Origin of the sequence: Derxia gummosa DSM 723 (assembly GCF_000482785.1) — a bacterium.
Classification (GTDB): Bacteria; Pseudomonadota; Gammaproteobacteria; order Burkholderiales; family Burkholderiaceae_E; genus Derxia; species Derxia gummosa.
Genome location: NZ_AXWS01000015.1, coordinates 97,242 through 122,369, shown reverse-complemented (window position 1 = coordinate 122,369; position 25,128 = coordinate 97,242). Strand labels below are relative to the sequence as shown.

Genomic DNA, 25,128 nt, shown 5'->3' with positions numbered 1-25,128 from the left:
GAAGATGCGACTCGACCGCTTCCTGTCCGACCCCGAGCTGCGCGCCGCCGCGCAGGCCGACTCCCCGCTCATCGACGCCACCGAAGCCGCTGGCGAGGTGCGCATCGACCGCCGCCGCTTCCTGCTCTCGACCGCCGCCGGCAGCCTCATGCTCGGCCTCGCGCCGCTCGCGCGCGCCGCCAGCGAGCAGACCGACAAGCCGCAGATCTGGGGCGCCGCGCCGCCGCCCAAGGCGCTGCCGCCCGGCCCCTTCATCAGCATCGGCGCCGACGACAGCGTGACCGTGCAGGTGAACCGGCTCGACTTCGGCCAGGGCGTGCAGACCGCGCTGCCCATGCTCATCGCCGAGGAGCTGGACTGCGACTGGCGCAAGATCAAGCCCGAACTCGCGCCCGCCGGCGACGCCTACAAGGACCCGGTGTTCGGCATCCAGATGGTCGGCGGCTCCAACTCGATCAAGAACAGCTGGCTGCACTACCGCACGCTCGGCGCGACGGCGCGGGCGCTGCTCGTCAACGCGGCGGCCCAGCGCTGGAAGCTCGACGTGGCCTCGCTGCGCACCGCCGACGGCGCCGTCATCGCGCCCGACGGCAAGCGGCTGCGCTACGGCGAGCTGGCCGAATCGGCCGCCGGCATCGCGCTGCCCGAGACGGTCATGCTCAAGAAGCCCGAGCAGTTCCGCCTGCTCGGCAAGCCGACGCGCCGGCTCGACGCGACGGCCAAGTCGAGCGGCCGGCAGAGCTATGGCATCGACCGCCAGCTGCCGGGGCTGAAGGTGGCGGTGGTCGCGCATCCGCCGGTGTTCGGCGCCAAGGTGGCGTCCGTCGATGACGCGAAGGCGAAGGCGGTGAAGGGCGTGCGCGCGGTGCTGCGCATCCCGGCCGACCGGGGCGGCGAGGCGATCGCGGTGGTGGCCGACGGCTACTGGCCCGCGAAGCAGGCGCGCGAGGCGCTCGACATCAAGTGGGACACCTCCGCCGTCGAGAAGCCCGACAGCGCCGCCCTGCTCGCCAGCTACCGCGAGCGCGCGAAGCAGAAGGGCACGGTCGCGATGGCCGCCGACATGGGGCCGCTCACGGCGCCGCTCGGCGCGGGCGACCGTGCGGGCGCGGCAGCCGGCGGCATGACGACCGTCGCTGGCACGGCGCGCGCCACCACCGTCACCGGCGCGCCCAGCACCGCCGCCGTCACCGAGCCGCTCGGCGCGACCGCGAAGGTGATCGAGGCCGAATACGTCTTCCCCTACCTCGCCCATGCGCCGATGGAGCCGCTCAACTGCACCATTGCGCTCAAGGACGGCTCGGCCGAAGTGTGGTGCGGCTCGCAGTTCCAGACCGTCGACCAGAACGCGATCGCGAAGACGCTCGACCTCGAACCGGCGAAGGTGAAGTTCAACACCGAGATGGCGGGCGGCGGCTTCGGCCGGCGCGCGGTGCCGAGCAGTGACTACGTGGTCGAGGCCGCGCGCATCGCCCGTGCCTGGGCGGCCGACGGCCATGCCGAGCCGGTCAAGATGATCTGGAGCCGCGAGGACGACATCCGCGGCGGCTACTACCGGCCGATGCACGTCCACCGCGCGCGCATCGCCGTGGATGCGGGCGGGCGGGTGCTGGCCTGGGAGCACCGCATCGTCGGCCAGAGCATCGTCAAGGGCACGCTGTTCGAGGGCTTCCTGTTCAAGAACGGCATCGACGGCACGATGGTCGAGGGCATGGGCGCGCCCTATGCCGTGCCGATGGAACTGTCGGTACACAACATGGACGTGAACGTGCCCGTGCTGTGGTGGCGCTCGGTCGGCTCCACGCACACCGCCTACGTCATGGAAACGCTCGTCGACGAACTGGCCGCCAATGCCGGCGCCGATCCGGTCGAGTACCGCCGCAAGCTCATCGGGCCGAACCATCCGCGCCATCTCGCGGCGCTCGACCTCGCGGTGCAGAAGTCGGGCTACGGCAAGCGCAGGTTGCCGGCCGGCCATGCCTGGGGCGTGGCGCTGCACGAGAGCTTCAACTCGGTCGTGGCCTATGTGGTGGAGGCGTCCGTCGCCGACGGCAAGCCCAAGCTGCATCACGTCTGGGGCGGCGTGCATTGCAACTTCGCGGTCAATCCGCTCACGGTGCAGGCTCAGGTGGAAGGCGCGGCGCTGATGGCGCTGGGCACGACGCTGCCGGGCGCCGCGATCACGCTCAAGGACGGCGCGGTCGAGCAGACCAACTTCCACCAGTACACGGTCGCGCGCATGCCCGACATGCCGGTGGTGGAGGTGTTCATCGTGCCGTCGGTGGACGCGCCGACGGGCATGGGCGAACCCGGCCTGCCCGCGCTCGCGCCGGCGCTTGCCAACGCGGTCGCCAAGCTCACCGGCAAGCGGCTGCGCTCGCTGCCGTTCGAGATGCAGTCGGCGGCGTGACGGCGGGCGGGTCGCCTTGCGCGCGGCCCGCTTGCGTCGATGGCCGCGCGGCGTCGCCCGACCCGCGCGCCAACCGCAAGCTCCGGAGTGCAGCGGCCGTCGCCGCTGGCGACAATCGCCGCACGCACTCCCGGAGACCCGCGATGGACGCCGCCCTTCCCTCCCGCATGCATGACACCGACGGCCCGCGCGCCATCGCCGCCGACGGCTCGTCCCTCCCCGCCGCGCCCGCCCATCCCCACGCCGCGCTCGTCGCCGACCTCTGCCGCCACATCGACGCGGCCGAGACGCCGCCCACGCTGGCCGAGCTTTCCGCGCGCGCCGGCCTGAGCGCCTGGCATCTCCAGCGCGTGTTCAAGGCCGTGACCGGCCTCAGCCCCAAGGCCTGGACCGCCGCCCGCCGCGCCGCCCGCGTGCGCGACGAACTCGCCGGCGGCGCCAGTGTGACCGAGGCTTTCCACGCCGCCGGCTACGGCTCCAGCGGCCGCTTCTACGAGGCCGCCGACGCCGCGCTCGGCATGGCGCCCGGCCGCTACCGCGCCGGCGCGCCGCGCACGCGCATCCGCTTTGCCGTGGCCGAGTCCTCGCTCGGCGCGGTGCTGGTGGCGGCGACCGACCTCGGCATCTGCGCGATCCTGCTCGGCGACGATCCCGCGCCGCTCGTGGCCGATCTCCAGCGCCGCTTTCCCGCAGCCGATCTCGTGGGCGGCGATGACGATTTCGAGCGCACGGTGGCGACGGTCATCGGCTTCGTCGAGGCGCCCCGGCTCGGGCTCGATCTGCCGCTCGACCTGCGCGGCACCGCCTTCCAGCTGCGCGTGTGGCAGGCGTTGCGCGCCGTGCCACCCGGGCGGACCGCGAGCTACACCGAGATCGCCGCCGCGATTGGCGCGCCCCGCGCGGTGCGCGCGGTCGCTGGCGCCTGCGCCGCCAATCCTGTGGCCGTGGCCGTGCCCTGCCACCGCATCGTGCGCGGCGATGGCGGCCTGTCGGGCTATCGCTGGGGCGTCGAGCGCAAGCGGGCGCTGCTCGACCGCGAGGCCGCGGGCAGGCTGCGCGACTGCCCGGCAAGTCACGACTCGCCCGACCACAAGTAAAGCAACCGCTCCGGAGCGGCACGGAGAAGGGCGACTCACGCGCGTCGGGTCGGCCCTGCCGCACCCGTGCGGCACCGGCTCGACTGTTGTCCCACCCTCCGCCGGAAGTCGCCCACCCAGGTTAGACCGCCCGCCATGCGGCAAGCATCAGACCTGGATTTCCCTGGATAAGAGAAAGCCCCGCACCTCATGACACCCGAGTGAATCGCGCGACTTTTGTCTCGGCGCGGAAGTGTTTCCCTGATTTCTCTTTTGTTCCCGGACGGCAATGCAGGCGCTTGCAAACCCTGGCCCGCATGCCATTGCAAGCCTGCGCTGTCCGACTTCCAACAACAGAATCCAAGGGAAATCAGGACCATGAGACTCGCACGACCTCCGCACTTCCGGCTCAAGCCGCTGCTGCTCGCGATCGGACTGGTGGCAGGTGGCGGCAGCGCGCACGCAACCTCGGCGCTCGGCGTGGCGGGGGGGTTCAACGTCTTCCTGTTCGGCAACAGCAACCAGACTTCCGACACCCAGGGCCGCATCGCGGTGGGCGGCAACGCCACCTTCACCAACATGCCGGTGGGTGACCTGACCTACGGCAGCGAGCCGACGCTGGTGGTGGGCGGCGACCTGACCTACACGAACGCGACGCTGCGCCCGGGCAGCAACATCGTCGTGGGCGGCAATGCCTCGCTGGGCAATCTGCGGCTCGACGGCAACCTGTCGGCGGGCGGCTCGGTCACGCTCGCACCGGCGGGGCAGATCAACGGCAACGTCACCTACGGCAGCAACTTCGGCAAGACGTCGAGCTTCACGCTCAACGGCAGCGCGACCCAGGGCAGCACCACGCTGCCGGTGGACTTCGCGGCGGCGCGCGGCGAGCTGACCGCGCTGTCGGCGGCTCAGGTGGATGCGGCCGACCCGACCGCCGGCCTGCAATGGGGCGCCCTGATGGTCAATGCGGGCGGTGCGGCGCCAGGCAGCACCAGCTTCTTCAACGTGTCGGCGGACAGCTTCAACCACGCCTATTCGGGCTTCAGCATCTTTGCGCCGGCGGGCGCGACGGTGGTCATCAACGTGGCGGGCAGTTCGCTGTCGATGCCGAACACGGGCTTCAGCTCGGCCGGCGGCATCACGCTCGACCATGTGCTGTTCAACCTGTACGAGGCGACGTCGCTCACCTTCCAAGGCAGCGCGCATGGCAGCTTCCTGGCGCCGCTGGCGGATGTGACGGCGGGCTGGGGCGGCTTCAACGGCACGCTGATCGCCAATTCGCTGTCGGGCGCGGGCGGCGCGGCGTCGGGACTGGAGTTCCATGTGCGCGACTTCGGCAGCGGGCCGAACACGCTGTTCTCGGGCGGCGGCCTGCGCGATGTGACCGCGGCCGTGCCCGAACCCTCGTCGCTCGCGCTGATGGTGGCGGGCGTCGGCGCGCTGGGAGCGCAACGGCGCCGGCGCATGGCCGCGCGGGCGCGGTCGCTGGCGGCGTGAAAGCGCTTGCATGACGAGCAGGACCGGGACGGCGTGATGATGCCGGCCCGGCCGACGCTGGCGCGCGACGCCCGGCGGAGGGAACCGGCGATCCGGCGCGCGAACGGCGCGGTCGGTTCCGGAAGGATTCCCGGGCCGCCGGCGGGGCGCGCGGCGCGCGCGGGCAGGTTGGCGGCCTGATGTTCAGCGCAGGCCGAACTCCACGCCAATGCCGCCGCCGGCCGCCTCACCGGCGGCAGCATCGCCGCCGAGCTTCGGTTCGTTGAGGAACAGCCGCTCGCGCGCGACGCCCTCACGCTCGGCGAGGTTGCGGATGACGGCGCGGGCGCGGTCCAGCGCGAGTCCGCGCAGCGCGGCGGCGTCGATCGTGTCGGCGGCGAGCAGGCGCTGCTCGATCTCCGGTGCGGGCGGCGTGGTGACGAGACCGAGCAGGTTGCGCGGCTTGTCGGGCAGCTCGCTGGCCTTCCACAGCCGGACGAGCAGCGCGGCGCGCTCGGCCGGCGGGATCGGCGCCGGCTCGGCATCGCTGGTGCGGTGCGAGGGCGCGGCCGGGCCGGTGAGCGGATCGGCGCCGGGCGCGGCGGGGCCAGCGTTCGCGCCGGTCGGCGCATCGCCGCGCAGCGCGTGCAGGCGGGCTTCGAGCCGGCCCGCGCGCAGGCCGGCGTCGTCACGGGCGGCATCGGCGCGGCCGGTCACGTCGAGCCGCAGGCCGGGCCGGTCGCGCAGCGCGGCGGCGAGCTTGTCGAGCCGGGCCGCGGCGTCGGCGCCGAGGCTGGCGCTGCCGGGCGCGAAGTCGATGCGGCCGAGTTCCTCGCCGCCGCCGAACAGGTTGCCGAGCAGCCGGAACGGCGCGGTGACAGCGCTTGCAACCAGGTTGGCGAGCGCGCGGCCGATCAGGCCCGCGACCGAGAACTGCGGATCGTCGAGCGAGCCGCTGACGGGCAGGCGCAGGTCGATCTCGCCGCGCGAGTTCTTGAGCAGCGCGACCGCGAGCAGCACCGGCAGCTTCGTGGCCGTGGGGCTCTCGACGCGCTCGCCGAAGCTGAGCTGGTCGATGAAGACATGGTTCTCGGCATCGAGCCGGCCGTCGTCGAGCCGGTAGCTGACGTCCACCGACAGCTTGCCGCGCTCGATCGGATAACCGGCGTACTTGGTCGAGTAGGGCGTGAGGCCGGGCAGATCGATGCCGCGCGCGTCGGCGCGCAGGTCGAGCGCGAGGCGCGGCGCGAGCGGGTTGATGCTGCCGGTGATGCTGACCGGCGCTTCGCCGTCGATGCGCGCCGCGAGGCTGACCGGCGCGGGCGCGGCGGCGTCGCTGGCGAGCGCACCGATCGCGCCGCCGAGATCGGTCAGGCGCGCGCGGTAGTTGGGCCGCACGAAGTCGTCGGTGAAGTCGGCCGAGCCGTTGCCGAGCGCGATGCCGGCGATGCGGATGACGGGCGCGGAGGCCGAAGCGGCGGCGGACGCGCCCGGTACGGACTGCGGCGCGCCGGCGGCGGCCGGGGCGGCATCCGCCTTGCCACGCGCGGGATCGGCCGACGCACCATCGGGCCGGGCTGCGCGCGCGCCCTCGCCCGCCGCTCCGGCGCGGCCGCCGTCCGGCGCATGCGCCAGCTCGGCGAAGTTGAGCCGCCCTTGCGGCGACACCCGCAGCCGCGCGTAGAAGCCGGCCAGCGTGACCGGCGCGGTCTCGATCAGCGGCGCGCCGCCGTCGCTGCGCAGCGTGAGCCGCGCGGTCTGGAGCGACTGCCAGCGCAGCAGGTCGCCACGTCCGCCGCCCTCGGCGAGACGGAAGTCGTCGAGCTGCACGCCGCCTTCGTAGCCGAGACGCGGCGGCGCGCCCGACGGGAGGCTGGCGTCGAGCCGGCCGCGCAGCGACAGCGGCGCCGACGCGAGCACGACATTGAAGCGCCGCGCGATCCAGGGCTGGAGCTGGGCGAGGTCGAGCCGCGCGAGGTCGAGATCGAGCCGGGCGGCCGGCGGCGCGAGCGCGACCGTGCCGCCGGCGCCGATGCGGCCCTTGCCGATCATGGCCGCGAAACGCAGCGGCACCGGCGCGGGGCTGGCCGGATCGAGTCGGCCGGTATCGAGGCCGATGCCGCCGACGGAGAGCGCGGGCAGCGGGTCGGCGCCGAGGTCGTCGAAGGCGACGCTGCCGCTGGCGAGATGCAGGCCGGCGAGGGAGAGCTTCCAGGCCGGGGCGCTTGCGGATGGGTCGGCTTCGCCCGGCGTGGTTCCGGCCGGCGTGGTTCCGGCCGGCGTGGTCTGCCCGCCCTGCCCGCGCTGCCCGACCTTCACCAGCCGCTGCCAGCCGATGCTGCCGTCGGCAAGCCGGCGCAGGCCCAGCCGGGGCGTCTCGATCGCCAGTCGGCCGAGCGCGACGGCACGGCCCGTCAGATCGACCGTGCCGCCATCGAGCGCGAGCCGGGCGACATCCAGCTCGGCGCCGCTGCCGGCCGGCCCGCGCAGGCGCAGCGTCCGCGCGTCGAGCACAAGCCCGTCGAGCCGCAGGCCGAGGCGACCGGCGGCGCCGGTCGAGAAATCCAGTGTCGTTGCCACGTCGGCCCGCCCGGCGAGGCTGCCGTCGAGCACGTCGGCGAGCCAGGGCGCGGCGCCCTCCAGCGCCAGTCCGGCGAGCGCGACACGCAGGCGTCCGGCCAGCGGCGCGGGCGCGAGGCTGCCGTCGATGGCGAGCGTCTCGCCCTCGGGCGTGGCGGCGCGCAGCTTGAGCTTGGCGCGCTGGCCGGGCGTGCCGGCCAGATCGGCGAGGTCGAGCGACAGCGCTTGCACGCGGCGCTGCGCGCCGACGGTCGCGTCGACGAGATGCAGCCGGCCGTCGTCGATGGCCAGCCGCGCGACCGACCACCGCCAGGGCTCGGCCGGGGCACCGGCAGCCGGCGAAGACCCGCTTGCCGCGACCGGCACATCCGCCGCGTCGCCGCCGGCCGCCTTCTCGCCCGCCATCAGCCGCGCGACGAAGCGCTGCCAGTTGCTCCCGCCCGCGTCGCGCAGCAGCTCGACCTCCGGCGTCTCCAGCCTCACCTCGCCGAGCTTCAGCTCGCGCGCCAGGGGCTTGAGCGTGTCGATGCCGACCGCGAGTCGGCGGAAGGCCAGCAGCGGCTCGGGGCCTGCCAGCGCCAGCTCGCGCAGCGCCAGGCTGCCGCCGATGTCGAGTTCGGGCGAGGCCTCGGCCGTGCCGCGCGGCGCCCGGTAGCTCAGGGTCAGATCGGCGTCGAGCAGCCCCGACCGCAGGCCGATGCCGGGCGGCAAGGGCGCGAAGCCGAGCAGTCCGGGCAGGTCGAGCCCGTCAAGCGCGAGCTTGAGCCGCGCTTCCACGCCGGTCGCGCCGAAGGGCAGCAGCTGGCCGCTGGCACTCAGCGGCGCGCCGTTCAGATCGAGCGCCAGCACCGGCTCGACCCAGACGTCGGCATCGACCGGCAGGCTCGACACGAAGGGAATGCCGAGCCTGAGCCCGGTGACCTCGTCGCGCCGGCCGCGCACGCGGTCGTCCAGCACCAGGCTCGCGTCGCTGATCTCGATGTTGCTGACCGAGAAGCGGGCCGGTCCGCTGTCGGGCGACGGCGGCCGCGCGGCGAGCCGGTCGACGATGTCGCTGAAATCGAAGCGCGTCGGCGCGAGCCGGGTCGCGTTCAGCGCCAGCCCGTCGAGCCGCAGCGCCTGCACCACCGGCGCGAGGCGCCAGAGCGAAGCCCAGGACAGGTCGACCGTGGCCGCGCGCAGGCTCAGCTGCGGCGGCGGGGCAGGCGTGGTGGCGCTGGCGGACACGCCATTTCCCGCGTCCGCGCCGGCCGATGTCGCCTCGCCCGGCGCGTCGCCACCGCCACCGCCACCGCCACCGCCACCGCCACCGCCACCAGCACCAGCACCAGGACCAGCACCAGCCAGCGTGACGCCATCCAGTTCCAGCCGGAGCGTGTAGGGATTGAAGCGCGCCGCGTCGATCCGCAGCGCGCGGCCGAGTTCGCGTTGGCCAAACGATTCGGCGGCCCAGCGCAGCAGCGCGGGCACGCCGAAGAAGCCGAACAGTGCATGCAGCAGGAGCAGCGCCGCCGCGACGACCAGCGCCACGCGCGGGCCGCGCTGGCGCAAGAGTTGGGAATTCATCTGGACCTCCGGGCCGCGATCATCGCGGAAGCCGGCGCTCGGCGGCATCCGTCACGATCACGTCCGTCGGCCCTGTCCGACTGCCCGGGCACTCGCTTGCGTGCCGGTGCGCCGGCTTCAGGCAGCGTGGCGCCCGAACCAGGCCGCCAGCCGCGCGCGCCAGCCGCGCCGCGGCCGGACCGGCACGCCAGCGGGCATAGCGGCCGCCGAGGCAATCTTTCGTGCCGGCACGGCGGCGGCCGTCGCCTCTGCCTTGACCTGCTTGCGCTGCTGGATGCGCTCGGCGACACGCGCCGCGCGGCGGGCTTCCCGACGCTGCTCGATGCGCTCGTCGCGCGTCAGCAGCGGCCGCCGCTCGGTCGCCGGCTTCACCGCCGCCACCGAATGGCCTTCACGGCCGATCGCCTGGTCGAGCAGCAGCGCGCGCCGGAACGAGCTTTCGAGTTCTTCGCGCGGCAATCCCGGCGTGCAGAAGAAATGCTCGAACACCTTCATGTTGAAATCGAGCACATGCGAATAGACATGCTTGCGATCATCGATCCATTGATGATTGAAGCCATGCATCACGATCTCGTAGCTCGGGAAATAGAACAGCTTCGGATCATTGGCCTCGCGAATGAATTCATCGAGTGCCGAGCGCAATATCGCCTTCGAAACCGAATTGGCGGTAATGCAGGACACCGGCCGAAAAGTAGCCGTGAGCGGAATGGGCGACACCGTGAACAGCACCGGCACTTCGGGCCGGAAACGGCGGATCAGCGCGTGGATGGCGCGCAGGTTCTCGAGATTCTCGGCATGGGTCGAGACGCGGAACTTGTGGCGCGACGGGTCGATCTTGCTGGCCGGCACCGCACGCCAGAACACCTCGCCGGTCGGTTCGTCGTACCAGATCTCGCTCAGGCCGAGTGTGATGATGAATACCGACGCTCGGTTGAACAGCATCTCGGTATCGCGCCGCGCATCCTCGGAATAGCCGAACTGCTCGGCCTTGTAGCCATGCCAGAGTTCGACGGTGGGCACCTTCCTGAGCCAGGCCCATTCGAATTGCTGTCGCAAGGCAAAGGTATGGACGATGCCGTCGCCCATTGAAGTCACGTATGACTTGTTGTCGCGCTTGGTCAGTACGTCATAGCCGCGCGCATGCAGATACTTCGAAATATTGGCGGCAAAACAGGAGCCGAATGCAACGATGGGCGTGTTCTTGCTGACGAATCCCTTTTCCGGCATCCAGCCATGCACAAAATATTGCTCGATGGCATCGGCACGCTCGAAAGACGCATCCTGCGGGTGGTAATTGACGGTTTCACCGCGATAGAAGGATCCGCTGGTACGGCGCCTCACGCCGTCCTGCTCGTAAATGACCATCGACATGCATCAGCCTCGGGAGCGGTTGGAATCAGCCGTGCCCGGGGCTTGCCCGGGCGCTCAGGCGGGCGATGCGCATGGCCACCCGACTAGCCCGGGCCAAGCTAGCACAGCATTCCGGCTGATCGGGTCGTGCGTGACGCGAGCCGGCCGGCAGGGGGCTAACGCCGACGCCAGCGTCAGACGTTGAACCGGAAGTGCATCACGTCGCCATCCTTCACGACGTATTCCTTGCCTTCGAGCCGCATCTTTCCCTTCTCCTTCGCGCCCTGCTCGCCCTTGAACGCGATGAAGTCGTCATAGGCGATGACTTCGGCGCGGATGAAGCCGCGCTCGAAATCGGTGTGGATCACGCCGGCCGCCTGCGGCGCGGTCGCGCCCACGGGCACGGTCCAGGCGCGCACTTCCTTCACGCCGGCGGTGAAATAGGTTTGCAGGCCCAGCAGGCTGAAGCCGGCGCGGATCAGGCGGTTGAGGCCCGGTTCTTCCATGCCGATGTCGGCCAGGAACACGGCCTTGTCCTCGTCGCTCAGATCGGAGATTTCCGATTCGATCTTGGCGCAGATGGCCACGACGGGCGCGTTCTGCTTGGCCGCGTATTCCTTGAGCCTGTCGAGGTGCGGGTTGTTCTCGAAGCCGCCTTCATCCACGTTGCCGACGAACATCGCCGGCTTGGCGGTGATGAGGCACAGCGGCTTGATGAGCGCCCGCTCGTCGTCGCTCAGGTCGAGCGCGCGTACCGGCAGGCCCTGGTCGAGCTGGGCCTGCACGCGTTCGAGGATGTCCACCAGCTTCTTGGCTTCCTTGTCGCCGCTGCGCGCGGTCTTCTGATAGCGGTGGATCGACTTCTCGACCGTGCCCATGTCGGCCAGGCACAGCTCGGTCTGGATGACCTCGATGTCGCTGATCGGATCGACGCGGCCGGCGACGTGGATGATGTTCTCGTCCTCGAAGCAGCGCGCCACGTTCACGATCGCGTCGGTTTCGCGGATGTGCGCGAGGAACTGGTTGCCGAGCCCTTCGCCCTGGCTCGCGCCGGCCACCAGACCGGCGATGTCGACGAACTCGACGATCGCGGGCATGACGCGCTCGGGCTTGACGATGGCGCTCAGCGCGACGAGGCGCGGATCAGGCACCTCGACCGTGCCGGTATTCGGCTCGATCGTGCAGAACGGATAGTTCTCGGCCGCGATGCCGGCCTTGGTCAGCGCGTTGAACAGGGTGGACTTGCCGACATTGGGCAGCCCGACGATGCCGCATTTGAGGCTCATGGGAATTCCGATCAGAAGAATGCGCGGAGTGTAGCTAGGCGGCTCCGGCGGGGTTCGGTCAGCGCTGGCGGCGGATACGGCGCGGTGGGCGGAGAGGCGGCACGCCAGCCGTCCGGCCGGCCGCGCCTGTCATCTGCCGCACTGGCGCGGGCCGGACGGTCTCAGCGCGCGTGCAGCTTCGCGACGGCCTTGTCGCCGTCGCCGCGCACGAAGTCGTCCATCACGTCGATGGCGTCGTCGATGGCGCGGTCGATCTCGTCCTGATGCGTCCGGCTCGGCCGGTGCAGCACGAAATCCACCACCTGCTGGTTCAGCGCGAGCGAGCGCGGATGGCCGATGCCGATGCGCAGGCGCCAGTAGTCGCGTCCGCCGATGCGCGCGTCGATGTCCTTCAGCCCGTTGTGGCCGCCGGACGAGCCGCCCTTCTTGAACTTGACCACGCCCGGCAGGAAGTCGAGCTCGTCATGCGCGACGAGGATTTCCTCGGGCGTGATCTTGTAGAAGCTCGCGATGCCCGACACCGACACGCCCGAGCGGTTCATGAAGGTCTGCGGCTGCATGAGCCACACCGGCGAATTGCCGAGCTGACCCTTGCCGACGAAGGCGTTCCAGTTCTTCTCGGCGCGCAGCGTGGCGCCGGCGCGGCGCGCGAGCCGGTCGACGAACCAGAAGCCCGCGTTGTGGCGCGTGTCCTCGTATTCGCCGCCCGGATTGCCGAGGCCGACGATGAGCTTGATGGGTTTCATGTGGGCAGAAAAAAGGCCCGCGCGGGGCGGGCCTTCTGCTGGTGCGCCGGAGGATTACTCGGCGGCGGCGTCGCTCGCGCCCTTGGCGGTCGCGACAGCGCTGGCAACGGTCACGTCGGCCGACGCGGCGGCGAGCTCAACGCCGGCGGGCAGCGCGAGCTGGCTGGCGTGCACCGAGGTTTCGGCTTCGAGCTTGCTCAGGTCGACGGTCAGGAACTCGGGCAGGTCCTTGGGCAGGCACAGGACTTCGAGTTCGGTGACGACGTGGCTGACCACGTTGTGGCCGAGCTTGACGGCCGGCGACTCTTCCGCGCCCACGAAGTGCAGCGGCACCTTGGTGTGGAGCTTCTCGGTGGCGCTGACGCGTTGCAGGTCGATGTGCAGGACGAGCTGCTTGTACGGGTGCATCTGGAAGTCGCGCAGCAGGACCTGGCCGGCGGCGGCGCCATCGATGCTCAGGTCGAGGATCGACGAATGGAAGGCTTCCTTGCGCAGCGCGTGGAACAGGAAGTTGTGATCGATCTCGATCGACACGGGGGCGGCGGCACCACCGTAGACGATGCCGGGGACCTTGCCCGCGCGACGCAGGCGGCGGCTCGCTCCGGTGCCCTGCAGGCTGCGCGAAATGGCTTCGATTTGCATTGAATTGCTCCGTTGGCATGTGCGGCCCGCGACCAGGCACGCACGAGGTGAAGATGCCGGCTCAGGCCGGCATCGCGATGGCCGGCAGCCTCATTCCATGAACAGGCTGCTGACCGAATCCGACTTGGTGATGCGATTGATCGTCTCGGCGAGCAGCGCGCCCACCGAAAGGACGCGGATCTTGCCCGACTTGGCTGCGTCGTCGCGCAGCGGGATCGTGTCGGTCACGACCAGCTCGTCGAGCGCCGAATTCGCCACGCGCTCGGCCGCGCCGCCCGAGAGCACGCCGTGCGTGCAGTAGGCCAGCACGCGCTGGGCGCCGTGGTCCTTGAGCGCCTGGGCCGCCTTGCACAGCGTGCCGGCGGTATCGACCATGTCGTCCATGATCACGCAGGTGCGGTTGGCGACGTCGCCGATGATGTTCATCACCTCCGACACGTTCGCCTTGGGGCGGCGCTTGTCGATGATGGCGAGGTCGCTGTCGAGACGCTTGGCGATCGCGCGGGCGCGCACCACGCCGCCCACGTCCGGCGACACCACGAGCAGGTTCTTGATGTCCTGCTTCCAGATGTCGCCCAGCAGCACCGGCGAGGCGTAGATGTTGTCGACCGGGATGTCGAAGAAACCCTGGATCTGGTCGGCATGCAGATCCATCGTCAGCACGCGGTCGACACCGGCGACCTGGAGCATGTTGGCGACGACCTTGGCGCTGATCGCGACCCGAGCCGAACGCGTGCGGCGATCCTGGCGCGCATAGCCGAGGTAGGGAATGACGGCGGTGATGCGGCCGGCCGAACTGCGCTTGAGCGCGTCGACCATGACCATCAACTCCATCAGCGTGTCGTTGGCCGGGGCGCAGGTCGACTGGATAACGAACACGTCGCGACCGCGCACGTTCTCGTTGATCTCGACCATCACTTCGCCGTCGGAGAAGCGACCGACGGTCATCTTGCCCAGCGGGACATTCAGGTTGCGGGCGACTTCGGCGGCGAGCTTGGGGTTCGCATTGCCGGTGAAGACCATCAGGCTGTCGGCGACGGGTGTCATGGCGTGCGGAAGAACGAGAGCTTTGACGAACGGACCGCGTGAGAACGCGCACATGCAGAAAAGCGCGCCCCACAAAGCAAAACGCCCGCCAGGAGACCCTGGCGGGCTGTGCGCTGGCAGGGGAGGAAGGACTCGAACCCTCGCATGCCGGAATCAAAATCCGGTGCCTTGACCAACTTGGCGACTCCCCTAATGCACTGCCTGACGGCAATGCACGGATGACTGCTTTTTCGTCAGCGATCAGGCCCAGTCAAGCAAGGGATGCACATCGATTCCACTTGCGACTTCGGCCCGCATGCCTTCAGGCAACTCGCCTTGCCATATGCCTGCGCCGCTGATCTGGGCAAAGCAACTGGCTCCCGAGCCGCTCATCCGACCTTGCCTGAACTTGGCTTGCAGCCAGTCGAGCGCGGCTTGAACCTGTGGATACCGCCTTGCAGCGACTGGCTCCAGATCGTTGCGACCGAAGCCCAGTGTTTGCCGGCTGTTTCCGCAAGCACCCAAAAGCATGGCTTCCGAAAAGCTCTCTACTGTAGTGAGTCCCGTATCGCGTGTCAACTCTGGCGCCTTGAAAATCTCGGCGGTGGGGACGGCGACTCCCGGAAAAACAACAAGGTAGTTGGCCAGAGGCAGCTCGACCGGCGTCAGCAGCTCGCCGATGCCCTCGGCAAAGGCACTGCGGCCATGAATGAAGAAGGGAATGTCGGCACCGAGCGCGAGACCAATCTCCATGAGTCGGGCACGCGGCAGGTCGAGCTTCCAGAGCCGGTTGAGGCCCAGCAGCACGGTCGCGGCATCGGACGAGCCGCCGCCGAGTCCGCCGCCCGCCGGAATCCGCTTGTGCACGCCGAGAGTCACGCCGGCGGTGCAGCCGGAGGCCTCGCGCAACGCGAGGGCGGCGCGCACGGCGAGATCCTGCTCGGGTGGAAGTCCGTCCATGCCGGTGATGCGCTCGATGCGGCCGTCGGCGCGAGGATGCAGCTCTATCTCGTCGGCGAGGTCGAGCATGCGGAAGACGCTCTGGAGCAGGTGCCGACCATCGGCGCGACGGCCGACGACATGCAGGAAGAGATTGATCTTGGCGGGCGCGGGCAGCATGACGCCGCCGTCATCGAGCCAGCGGATGGAGGGCATCACCACGGGCAGTCCTGAAGAAATCGGGAGCGGGAAATTGAAGCGCGGAAGGCGAATTGGCTGGCAAAGCCTGAACACGGGGCCGAGGCGCGAACGAAGCCGCATCGACACCACCGGCGACGCCATGCGCGGGGCGCCACCACGGCTGGCGCCGCCATTGTTCGGCGCCGGGCGGTCAGCGGTCAGCGGTCAGCGGTCAGCGGTCGACGGTCGACGGTCGGCGGTCGGCGGTCGGCGGTCGGCGGTCGGCGGTCGGCGGTCGGCACAGGCTAGCGGACGGGCAGGCTCCATTCGTCGATGACGATGCGCACATCGATCGCGGGCGGGCCGGCGCGGCGCAGGCGGATCACGGCGGGCCGGGCGTCGTCATCCGCCATGCGCGGGTAGCTGATCGTCCAGCCGTCCTCGGTGAAGACCTCCGGCGCGCGCTGGCGGCCGGCGTGGTCGCGGCCACGCAGCCAGTCGCGCATGCCCGAGACGGGTAGCGGCGAGCCGAGCCGGCGCGCGGCGAGCGCCTCGGGCGTGGCAGCGACTTCCTCGCCGGCATTGCTGTACATGCGCGCGCGGCCCGGCTCGATCCACAGCTCGGCGACGATCTGGCCGAGCGGCGTCGCGAAGGCGATGGAGGTGGTGTCGCCGCGCTCGGTCCAGGTGAAGCTGCCGCCGCTGTAGTCGGGCGAACGGTCGGGCTCGATGCTGTCGGTGGTGACGGAAAGCCGACCGGCGACGATGAGCGACGGAATGTCGTCGGCGCCGACCGCCGTGGTCGTGACCGGCGCGACGGCGCGCGTGTCGGCGGGCGTCGCCGGAGCGGCACCGCCGCCATTGCCGCCGTTCGAAGGCAGCGCGGCGCACCCCGCCAGCAGGCTCAGGCCGATCCACGCCGCCACGATGACGCCGCCGTTGCCGGCCGACACGCCGGCCTTTTCCGCCCCGGCGCCGGCGTCCGATCGCAACTGCCGCCGCATCAGAAGCGCACGTTCAGCCGCGCGAGCGTCTCGACGAGCGTCTCATTGGCGGGGTCCTGGGCGCGCGCGGCCTTCCAGGTCTGCTGGGCGGCGTCGCGCTGGCCGGCGGTCCAGAGCACCTCGCCAAGGTGGGCGGCGATCTCGGGATCGCTGCGCAGCTTGTAGGCGCGCTGGAGCGTGGCGATGGATTCGTCGAAGCGGCCCTGGCGGAACAGCACCCAGCCCTTGCTGTCGATGATGAAGGGGTCGTCGGGCGAGATTTCGAGCGCGCGGTCGATGAGCTTGGCGGCCTCGTCGAGCCGCTCGCCGCGATCGGCGAGCGAATAGCCGAGCGCGTTGTAGCCCTGGGCCTCGTCCGGGCGCAGTTCGATCACGCGACGCAGCGCGCGCTCCATCTCGGCCGGCTGGCCGACCTTGTCGGCGCTGAGCGCGTAGTCGTAGAGCAGCTCGGGCGCGTCGGGCGCCTTCTGGAGCGCGTCGGACAGCACCTTGAACGAGCCGGCCGCGTCCTTGCCATCGCGCAGGATCTGGGCCTCGGTGAGGGTGATCTGCATCGCCTCCGACGGGTCGCGCGCGGTCATGCCGCGCAGGATGGCGCGGGCGTCATCGACCTTGCCGGCGCGGGCGGTGAGCGTGGCAGCGCGCAGTTGCGCGGTGAAGGCGCGCGCGCCCTGCACGCCGCGCAGCGTGTCGGCCGCGCCGCGGTAGTCGCACCTGTCCTCCAGCAGCTGGGCGAGGCCGAAGCGCACGGCATCGACATCGAGGCCGCCGTTGTTGGGCTGGCGGCGCGCGGCGTCGATCGCGCGCTCGAAGCCGGTACGGGCCAGTTCGGGTTCCTTGATCTGGTAGGCGATGGCGGCGGCGGCGGCGATGAGACGCGGCGGCGCCGAACGCTCCATGAGCGGTGCGATCACGCCGCGCGCGCCGGCCGCGTCGCCCGACTGGGCCAGACCGCGCGCATAGGCGAGCTTGACCTCGTAGCTGTCGGGATGGGCCTTGACGTGATCGCGCAGCAGCGCGAGCGCGCCGGGCGCGTCGGTCTGGCCGAGCAGTTCGGCGGTCATGAGCACGGCCATCTCGCTCGACGGGTCGAGCTTGAGCGCGGCGCGGGCCTCGTCGAGAGCGCGCTCGCGCTGGCTGGCGCCGAAGGCGGCGCGGGCGAGGGCGAGCCGCACCTGCGGCTGATCCTTGTAGGGCTCGGCAAGGCGGTCGAGCACCTGGAACGTGGCGGACTTGTCGCTGCCGAGGGAAGCCTGCTGCTGCAATTCGCCGAAGGCCAGTTCGGGATGGGCGAGGCCGGCAAGCCAGTCGCGCAGCAGCGGCTCGGCCTCGGCAATGCGGCCCGACTCGACCAGCAGACCGCGCAACGCCGTCTGGGCGTCGCGGTCGTCGGGCGCAAGCCTGGCCCACAGCCGCGTGGCTTCGAGCATCGCCTCGATGTCGCGGCGCGCGAGCGCGATCTCGACCGCGCGCCGCGCGAGCCGGGCGTCGCCGGTGGTGCGCGCGACCGACAGATAGGTGGTGAAGCCGGCCGCGATCTCGCCGCGTTGCAGCGCGATCTCGGCCATGAGGATCTGGTACATCGATGGCGCGTCGAAGCGCTCGGCCGGCAGCTTGCGCTCGGCGGCGGGCGCGACCGGCGGCGGGGCGGCGGCGCCGTCGGCCTGGGCCAGCGCGACGCGGCCCGGCATGGCGCACGCGGGCAGCGCCGGCAGCAGGCCCGCGAGGCCGAAGGCGAGGCAGATCGCCCGACTAGAATGTTTGAGCCTTCCGATATCCATTCGCCCTGCCCGATCACATGTGGTGGTTCGCGGCAAGCATAGTCCATGCACGCGGGCCGATTCCTGCGTTCAGCCTCCGATAGCTCCCATGCCCGAACTGCCCGAAGTCGAGGTCACGCGGCGCGGCGTCGAGCCGCATCTGCTCCATGCGCGCGTGGTCGCGATCCGGCTCTCCGGCAAGGCGCTGCGCTGGCCGCTCGCCGCCGAGGCCGCCGCGCAGGTCACGGGCCGGGAAGTGCTCGCGGTCGGCAGGCGCGGCAAGTACCTGCTGGTCGAGACCGAGCCCGGCTGGCTCGTGATCCACCTTGGAATGTCGGGCCGGCTTTCGGTTCTGCCGGAGGGCACGGCACTGGGGCCGTGGGACCACTTCGATCTGGTGTTCGACGGCGCAGCGGGCCGGCAGCTGCTGCGGCTGACCGATCCGCGCCGCTTCGGCGCCGTGGTCTGGCATGCGCGGGCCGACGGGCCGCTGGACGAGCACAAGCTGCTCGCCAGCCTGGGCATCGAGCCGTTCTCGGCCGGCTTCGACGGCGCGCTGCTGCACAGGCTGTCACGCGGGCGGCGCACGGCGATCAAGCAGGTGCTGCTGGCGGGGGACATCGTGGTCGGCGTCGGCAACATCTATGCGTCGGAGGCGCTGTTCCTGGCCGGCATCCGGCCGACCACGCCGGCGGGGCGACTGTCGGCCGAGCGCTGCGACCGGCTCGCCGCCGCCATCCGCGATGTGCTCGGCCGCGCGATCCAGGCCGGCGGCAGCACGCTGCGCGACTTCGCCCGCAGCGACGGCTCGCCCGGCTATTTCCAGCTCGAAACCGCGGTTTACGGCCGCGCCGGCGAGCCTTGCCGGGCCTGCGGCAATCCCGTGCGAGCAATCCGTCAAGGACAGCGCGCAACCTACTGGTGCTCGACCTGTCAGCATTGAAACCGCGTGCTACCGTCGCCCGAACCCCCAAAGCACTACCCGACGGAGCACCCCCGATGAGCCAATTCGCTCGCCAGGTCGAGGACTACAGCAGCTGGCGCAGCACCCTCGCCCAGGCCATCGCGCGCCACCGCGACTGGCTGTCGGGCGAAGGTCTCGAAAGCCCCGCCGTCTCGGCCGCGCTCGGCCGCATGCTCGACCGGCTGCGGGGCGAGAAGCTCAGCGTGGCCTTCGTCGCCGAGTTCTCGCGCGGCAAGAGCGAGCTGATCAACGCGGTCTTCTTCGCCAGCTACGGCCGCCGCATGCTGCCGAGCGCCGCTGGCCGCACCACGATGTGCCCGACCGAGCTGGTGTACGACCCGTCGCTGCCGGCCTGCATCCGCCTGCTGCCGATCGAGACCCGCGCCAGCGCCGCCACCACTTCCGACTACCGCCAGCGCCCCGACGCCTGGACCAGCTTCAACTTCCGCACCGATGACGCCGACGCCGTCGCCGCCGCGCTCGCCCGCGTGGCCGAGACGCGCGAGGCGCCGGTGGCCGAGGCGCGCGAACTGGGCCTCGCCGCCGACGACGAGCCGGCCTCGACGGTCGAGATCCCGGTCTGGCGCCACGCCATCATCAACTTCCCGCATCCGCTGCTGGAGCAGGGCCTGGTCGTGATCGACACGCCGGGCCTCAACGCGCTCGGCAGCGAACCCGAGCTCACGCTCAACCTGCTGCCGGGCGCCGACGCGGTGGTGTTCATCCTCGCCGCCGACACCGGCGTGACGCTGTCCGAGCACGAGGTCTGGAGCGAGCACCTGGGCGGCATGGCGTCGAGCCATCGCGTGGTGGTGCTCAACAAGATCGACGCGATGTGGGACGCGCTGCGCACGCCGGCCGAGATCGAGGCCGAGATCGCGCGCCAGGTCGACGAAAGCGCCCGCACCCTCGGCCTCGAGCGCGACCAGGTGTTCGCGCTCAGCGCGCAGAAGGCGCTGCTGGCCAAGATCGACCATGACGACGAGCTGCTCGCGCGCTCGGGTGTCGGCGCCTTCGAGACCGCGCTGTCCGAGCGCCTGGTCGAGCAGCGCCAGCGCATCGTGCGCACCCAGCTCGCGCTCGACCTCGCGGCCGTCGACCGCGAGGCGCGCTCGCTGCTGGTCGGGCGCCAGCGCATCGTGGCCGAGCAACTGGAGGAACTTGAATCGCTGCGCGGCAAGAACACCGTCGCCGTCGACCGCATGCTCGAACGGCTCCAGAACGAACGCAGCGACTTCGACCAGCTGGTCAAGCAGCTGGTGGCGCTGCGCGCGGTGTTCACGCGGTTGTCCAACCAGGTATGGGCGGTGCTCGGCGAGGAGGCGGTCAACGAGGCGGCGCGCGAAGCGCGCGACAAGATGATCCAGCACCGTTTCTCGGCGCCGCTGCGCGGCTCGATGCACGAATACTTCGACACCCTGGGCGAGCGCATGCGCATCGCGCAATCGACGCTCGACGAGATCCAGTCGCTCGTCAACGCGATGGGCAAGCGCTTCGCGGTGGAGCGCAGCATGACCATCCCGCCCGCGCCCCAGCTCAAGCTCGGCCGCTACGTCGAGGCGATCGACCGGCTGCGGCGCAAGGCCGACGCGCATTTCGGCGCGCTCAACATCGTGACGCGGCTGCGCGCGAATCTGGTCGAGCGCTTCTTCGCGGCCATGGCCCAGGGCGTGCGCGACATCTTCGACCGCGCCGGCCGCGACGCCGAAGCCTGGCTCGACTGCGCGCTCACGCCCATCGAATCGCAGGTGCGCGAGTACCAGCGTGATCTGCGCCGCCGGCTCGAGTCGATCCGCCGCGTGCACGAGGCCAGCCACGAACTCGATGACCGCGTCGACGAACTGCGCGGCCAGCTCACGTTCGCCACCCAGCTCACCACCGACCACGACGCGCGCAGCCAGGAGCTGCGCATCCAGATCGCCACCGAGGTGCAGCCGCTCACGGCCACCGACGTGCCGCGCATGCGCATCAGCGGCTCGGCCTCGGCAATGGTGGCAGGCGCGGCTGCGCCGGTGCCCGGCACGGCGGGCTGACGAAGCACGGCCGGTCGGCGGCTGCGCGGCGAATCACGCGGGCCGCGAACCGCGTTGGGGCTCGCTTCTCCAACGCCAGTGCCGCCCGCCGCCGCTGGCATCATCGGCCGATGCCCGATACCGCAAGCTTCTCCGCCCGCCTCGTCGACTGGCAGCGCCGCCACGGCCGCCATCACCTCCCCTGGCAACAGACCCGCGACGCCTACCGCATCTGGCTGTCCGAAATCATGTTGCAGCAGACCCAGGTCGCCACGGTCATCCCCTACTACGGCCGCTTTCTCGAACGCTTCCCGACCGTCGCCGACCTCGCCGCCGCGCCCGACGGCGACGTGATGGCGCTGTGGGCCGGCCTCGGCTACTACACCCGCGCGCGGAACCTGCACGCCTGCGCCATCGCCGTCATGCGCGACCACGGCGGCGTCTTCCCCACCCGCGCCGCCACGCTCGAAACCCTGCCCGGCATCGGCCGCTCGACCGCCGCCGCCATCGCCGCCTTCAGCTCGGGCGAACGAGGCGCCATCCTCGACGGCAATGTGCGGCGCGTGCTCGCGCGCTGGGCCGGCATCGAGGGCTGGACCGGCGCGCCGGCGGTGGAAGCGAAGCTCTGGACGCTCGCCACCGAAGTGCTCCCGCCCGACGAACCCGGCGCCATCGAGAGCCACACGCAAGGGCTGATGGACCTCGGCGCCACCGTCTGCACGCGCGGCAAGCCCGGCTGCGACGCCTGCCCGCTCGCCGCCGACTGCGTCGCGCTGCGCGACGGCCGCACCGCGCAACTGCCCGCGCCGCGCCCGAAGAAGGCCATCCCCACGCGCAGCGCCGTCATGCTCCTCGCGCTGCAAGGCGACGACGTGCTGCTGGAACGCCGCCCGCCCAGCGGCATCTGGGGCGGCCTCTGGACCCTGCCCGAATTCGCCGACGAAGCCGCGCTGCACGCTGCCCTCGCCCGCCTCGACGCCGAAGCCGTCGCCCGGCCGCTCGCGCCGCGCGAGCACCAGTTCACCCACTTCCGCCTGAACTTCACGCCGATGCTCGCGCGCCTCGTGCGCAAGCCGGCCGGCGCGGAAGAACCCGGCCGAGTCTGGCTGCCGCTCGCGGATGCGGAAACCGCCGCCCTGCCCGCTCCCGTCAAGCGCGTGCTGCTCGACATCGACGCCAGCCAGCGCGGCGGCCTGTTCGGCGCGGAATAGCCGTCACCGACCGCGCCCCGGCGCGCGGGCACGCCACCGCGCCCGACGAACGCACGTCCGCGCGATCCCGGACCGGGTCGCGGGGCCGCGCGCCTCACAGCACCTTCTGCTGCCGCAGATAGGTATCGACGATCGCCAGCCGCTCATGGCCGCTTTCCAGCTCCATGAGCTTCTGCTTGGCCTTGAGCGGCACCGGCAGCACCTCGCACAGCCGGTTCGCCACCCAGCCCGCCTCGTGCAGCGCGTAGGGCTCGTGGAAGGGGAAGGTGTCGAGCGCGCCGGGTTCGGGCGGCTCGTCGGCGTTGTCGCGCTTCTCCTCCAGCTCGGCGATCAGGCGCGCGAGCAGCGCGACGCATTCGCGGTGCTCGGTGGCGACGGGCGCCGGCGCGTCGGCCGCGATCATCTCGACATCGGCGCGCACCAGCCCGTTCGCCTGCACCCGCGAGTGCAGCACCCGGAAGCGCTCGCGCCCCACGGTGCGGATGTGCAGCACGCCGAGATCGCGCATGTCCCAGGCCAGGATCTCGGCGATGCAGCCGACGTCCTCGGGCACCGCCGCCTCGCCCGGCTTGCGCGCGACCTCGTTGCCGCGCGCGATCAGGCACACGCCGAAGCGCGTCCCGTCGCGCAGGCAGTCGCGCACCATGTCCATGTAGCGCGCCTCGAACACCCGCAGCGGCAGCACGCCGGACGGGAACAGCACGGTGTTGAGCGGGAACAGCGGCAGATCGTTCATGACGGCGGCGGCCGGAACGCTGCCGGCGCGATGGGCGGTGGAGGAGCCGCGACGGTACGCCGGATCGGGGTGGCCGTGGCGCCGACGCCGCGCGCGCGGCGTTGCCTTGGGGACACTTTCGGCTTTGAACAAGATCGGATTCCGGCGGATCGGCTCTAATCGCCGTCCGCGCGCCGGCAGCAGCCGCGCGCGTACCAACGATTCGAAGGATTCACATGAGCAAGAAATTCGTCGTCGCCGCCGCAGGCGCCGTTGCGCTGGCCCTGCTCGCCGGTTGCGCCACCGAAAGCTCGCACAGCGTCGCGGTCGAGCGCGTGCAGTCGGCCTACACGCCCTATGCCGGCAAGCAGCTGCCGATCTCGGTGGGCAAGTTCGACAACCGCTCCAGCTACATGCGCGGCATCTTCTCCGACGGCGTCGACCGCCTCGGCAGCCAGGCCAAGACCACGCTCATCGCCCACCTGCAACAGTCGGGCCGCTTCTCGGTGCTCGACCGCGACAACATGGCCGAGACGGGCCAGGAAGCGCGCATCCAGGGCATCAGCCAGACGCTCAAGGGCGCCGACTTCGTCATCACCGGCGACATCTCCGAATTCGGCCGCAAGGAAGTGGGCGACCAGCAGCTGTTCGGCATCCTCGGCCGCGGCAAGCGCCAGGTGGCCTACGCGAAGGTGACGATCAACGTCGTCAACACGCGCACCTCCGAGGTGGTGTACGCGGCGCGCGGCGCCGGCGAGTACGAGCTGTCGAACCGCGAGGTGCTGGGCTTCGGCGGCACGGCGGGCTATGACGCCACGCTCAACGGCAAGGTGCTCGACCTGGCCATGCGCGAGGCGGTGCAGGACCTCGTCGCCGCGCGCGAAGCGAACCGCTGGGGCAACTGATGGCGCGTCGCTCGTCCGCTTCCGCCCTGCCGGCGGCCGGCCCGACCGACGCCGGCCCGGCCATGACCGCCGCGCCGGCGCCGGCCTCGGTCGCCGCGCTGCCGCCGCTGCCCGCCGCACGCCCCGGCACCCGCGCCTCGCGCGCGCTGGCCAACGCGCTGGCCTGCGGCGCGGTCGCGCTCGCCGCCACCGGCTGCCAGACCGCGCCCAAGCCGCTCTACCACTGGCAGGAATTCCCGCGCCAGCAGTACCAGACGCTGCTCATGGACGGCAGCGATCCGCAGGCCCAGATCCAGACGCTCGAAGCCCAGGCCGAGAAGGCCCGCGCCGGCAACCTCGCGCTGCCGCCGGGCTTTCGCGCCCATCTCGGGCTGATGTACCTGAACGTCGGCAATCCCGACCAGGCCCGCGCGCTGTTCGAGGCCGAACGCGCCAGCTTTCCGGAGTCGGCCGTGTTCATCGATTCGCTGCTGCGCCGCATGGACGGCAAGACGACCGCCGCCCAGGGGAAGAAATCGTGATGAAGCTCCTGCGTCTTCCCACCCTGGCGGCCTGCGTCGCGCTGCTCGCGCTCGCGGGTTGCGCCACGCCGGCCAAGCGCGACTACACGGCCTTCCTCGCCGCCAAGCCGGCGTCGATGCTGGTGCTGCCGCCGGTCAACGATTCCAACGACGTGAAGGCGACGCCGGCGGTCTGGGCCTCGGCCACGCTGCCGCTGGCCGAGGCCGGCTACTACGTGGTGCCGGTCACGCTCGTCGACCAGAGCTTCCGCGAGAACGGCGTGCTCACGGCCAGCGACGCCCAGTCGGTACCGCTGGCCAAGCTGCGTGAAGTGTTCGGCGCCGACGCGGCCGTGTACCTGCGCGTCAAGCAGTACGGCACGACCTACGCCGTCATCTCCAGCGAGACGCGGGTGACGGTCGAGGGCAAGGTGATCGACCTGCGCAGCGGCACCGAGCTGTGGGCCGGTTCGGCAACGGCCTCGTCGGCCGAGCAGAACAACAGCAGCAGCGGCGGCCTGATCGGCGCGCTGGTCGAGGCGCTGGTCAAGCAGATCGTCCATTCCAGCTCCGACGCGGCCTACAACTACTCGGTCATCGCCGATCAGCGCCTGCTCGGCGCGCCGCTCAACAACGGCATCCTGCCGGGCCCGCGCAGCCCGCTGTTCGGCCAGGTGCCGGGCGCGCAGAAGTAGTCGCCACAAGCGGCCGGGCGCGATGCCCGGCCGTGGCGGGCTGTGTGGCGGGTGACATGCCCGCCACCCGCCCGCGTCATGCCGG

General features: G+C 71.2%; 19 protein-coding genes and 1 tRNA gene. 9 read left to right on the top strand and 11 right to left on the bottom strand.

Going from position 1 to position 25,128, the window contains the following annotated elements; translation table 11 throughout:
• Positions 1-4 precede the first annotated feature (4 nt).
• From H566_RS0116000 to H566_RS0115990, 3 genes are all read left to right on the top strand, one after another.
• Positions 5-2,410 carry a xanthine dehydrogenase family protein molybdopterin-binding subunit gene (locus tag H566_RS0116000; RefSeq protein ID WP_028312219.1) on the top strand — a complete coding sequence of 802 codons (2,406 nt, stop codon included), beginning with the start codon at positions 5-7 and terminating at the stop codon, positions 2,408-2,410.
• A gap of 143 nt (positions 2,411-2,553) precedes the next feature.
• Positions 2,554-3,507, top strand: coding sequence for a methylated-DNA--[protein]-cysteine S-methyltransferase (locus H566_RS25730; protein ID WP_156924464.1), 954 nt, complete (start codon positions 2,554-2,556; stop codon positions 3,505-3,507).
• A 357-nt stretch (positions 3,508-3,864) separates the two neighbouring features.
• Positions 3,865-4,983 carry a choice-of-anchor A family protein gene (locus H566_RS0115990; RefSeq protein WP_028312218.1) on the top strand — a complete coding sequence of 373 codons (1,119 nt, stop codon included), beginning with the start codon at positions 3,865-3,867 and terminating at the stop codon, positions 4,981-4,983.
• A gap of 183 nt (positions 4,984-5,166) precedes the next feature.
• Here the strand turns inward: H566_RS0115990 and H566_RS25725 are convergent, their stop codons facing one another.
• From H566_RS25725 to H566_RS0115940, 10 genes are all read right to left on the bottom strand, one after another.
• A complete protein-coding gene (locus H566_RS25725) occupies positions 5,167-9,108 on the bottom strand; it encodes a DUF748 domain-containing protein (RefSeq protein WP_169732546.1) in 3,942 nt (1,313 codons plus the stop codon).
• A 117-nt stretch (positions 9,109-9,225) separates the two neighbouring features.
• Positions 9,226-10,479 (bottom strand): GSCFA domain-containing protein, encoded by a 1,254-nt coding sequence (locus H566_RS25720; protein ID WP_084545188.1) that lies wholly within the window; start codon positions 10,477-10,479, stop codon positions 9,226-9,228.
• 173 nt (positions 10,480-10,652) lie between these two features.
• Positions 10,653-11,744, bottom strand: a complete 1,092-nt coding sequence (gene ychF, locus H566_RS0115975) for a redox-regulated ATPase YchF (protein ID WP_028312217.1) — start codon at positions 11,742-11,744, stop codon at positions 10,653-10,655.
• A gap of 161 nt (positions 11,745-11,905) precedes the next feature.
• A complete protein-coding gene (pth, locus tag H566_RS0115970) occupies positions 11,906-12,490 on the bottom strand; it encodes an aminoacyl-tRNA hydrolase (RefSeq protein WP_028312216.1) in 585 nt (194 codons plus the stop codon).
• 54 nt (positions 12,491-12,544) lie between these two features.
• Positions 12,545-13,132 (bottom strand): 50S ribosomal protein L25/general stress protein Ctc, encoded by a 588-nt coding sequence (locus H566_RS0115965; RefSeq protein ID WP_028312215.1) that lies wholly within the window; start codon positions 13,130-13,132, stop codon positions 12,545-12,547.
• A 90-nt stretch (positions 13,133-13,222) separates the two neighbouring features.
• The gene (locus H566_RS0115960; RefSeq protein WP_245591388.1) at positions 13,223-14,179 is read right to left on the bottom strand and encodes a ribose-phosphate pyrophosphokinase; all 957 of its coding nucleotides are present in this window, start codon (positions 14,177-14,179) and stop codon (positions 13,223-13,225) included.
• Positions 14,180-14,293: 114 nt separating this feature from the next.
• Positions 14,294-14,370: transfer RNA gene (locus H566_RS0115955), tRNA-Gln, on the bottom strand.
• Positions 14,371-14,419: 49 nt separating this feature from the next.
• Positions 14,420-15,277, bottom strand: a complete 858-nt coding sequence (ispE, locus tag H566_RS0115950; RefSeq protein WP_034412033.1) for a 4-(cytidine 5'-diphospho)-2-C-methyl-D-erythritol kinase — start codon at positions 15,275-15,277, stop codon at positions 14,420-14,422.
• A 305-nt stretch (positions 15,278-15,582) separates the two neighbouring features.
• Positions 15,583-16,230 (bottom strand): outer membrane lipoprotein LolB, encoded by a 648-nt coding sequence (locus H566_RS27620; RefSeq protein WP_169732545.1) that lies wholly within the window; start codon positions 16,228-16,230, stop codon positions 15,583-15,585.
• Between the two features lie 50 nt (positions 16,231-16,280).
• The gene (locus H566_RS0115940; RefSeq protein ID WP_028312212.1) at positions 16,281-18,062 is read right to left on the bottom strand and encodes a tetratricopeptide repeat protein; all 1,782 of its coding nucleotides are present in this window, start codon (positions 18,060-18,062) and stop codon (positions 16,281-16,283) included.
• A gap of 88 nt (positions 18,063-18,150) precedes the next feature.
• Here H566_RS0115940 and mutM point away from each other — a divergent pair, with 88 nt between their 5' ends.
• The 3 genes from mutM to mutY all read left to right on the top strand — a co-directional run bounded on the left by mutM (position 18,151) and on the right by mutY (position 22,228).
• Positions 18,151-18,984: a bifunctional DNA-formamidopyrimidine glycosylase/DNA-(apurinic or apyrimidinic site) lyase gene (mutM, locus tag H566_RS0115935; RefSeq protein WP_028312211.1), complete on the top strand. Its 834-nt coding sequence runs from the start codon at positions 18,151-18,153 to the stop codon at positions 18,982-18,984.
• A gap of 56 nt (positions 18,985-19,040) precedes the next feature.
• Positions 19,041-21,038, top strand: a complete 1,998-nt coding sequence (locus H566_RS25710) for a dynamin family protein (RefSeq protein WP_051378863.1) — start codon at positions 19,041-19,043, stop codon at positions 21,036-21,038.
• 110 nt (positions 21,039-21,148) lie between these two features.
• The gene (gene mutY, locus H566_RS0115925) at positions 21,149-22,228 is read left to right on the top strand and encodes an A/G-specific adenine glycosylase (protein ID WP_028312210.1); all 1,080 of its coding nucleotides are present in this window, start codon (positions 21,149-21,151) and stop codon (positions 22,226-22,228) included.
• 94 nt (positions 22,229-22,322) lie between these two features.
• On the opposite strand, the gene H566_RS0115920 is transcribed toward mutY, so the two are convergent.
• Positions 22,323-22,964: an LON peptidase substrate-binding domain-containing protein gene (locus H566_RS0115920; protein ID WP_028312209.1), complete on the bottom strand. Its 642-nt coding sequence runs from the start codon at positions 22,962-22,964 to the stop codon at positions 22,323-22,325.
• A 215-nt stretch (positions 22,965-23,179) separates the two neighbouring features.
• Between H566_RS0115920 and H566_RS0115915 the strand changes: the two genes are divergently transcribed.
• Genes H566_RS0115915 through H566_RS0115905 form a run of 3 tightly spaced genes read left to right on the top strand, consistent with a single transcriptional unit; the run spans position 23,180 to position 25,043 of the window.
• The gene (locus tag H566_RS0115915) at positions 23,180-23,848 is read left to right on the top strand and encodes a CsgG/HfaB family protein (protein ID WP_028312208.1); all 669 of its coding nucleotides are present in this window, start codon (positions 23,180-23,182) and stop codon (positions 23,846-23,848) included.
• The gene (locus tag H566_RS0115910) at positions 23,848-24,369 is read left to right on the top strand and encodes a DUF4810 domain-containing protein (protein ID WP_245591386.1); all 522 of its coding nucleotides are present in this window, start codon (positions 23,848-23,850) and stop codon (positions 24,367-24,369) included. The genes H566_RS0115915 and H566_RS0115910 overlap by 1 nt, the downstream gene beginning before the upstream one ends.
• Positions 24,369-25,043: a DUF799 domain-containing protein gene (locus tag H566_RS0115905; RefSeq protein WP_028312206.1), complete on the top strand. Its 675-nt coding sequence runs from the start codon at positions 24,369-24,371 to the stop codon at positions 25,041-25,043. Before H566_RS0115910 ends, H566_RS0115905 begins: the two co-directional genes overlap by 1 nt.
• Positions 25,044-25,128: the final 85 nt, after the last annotated feature.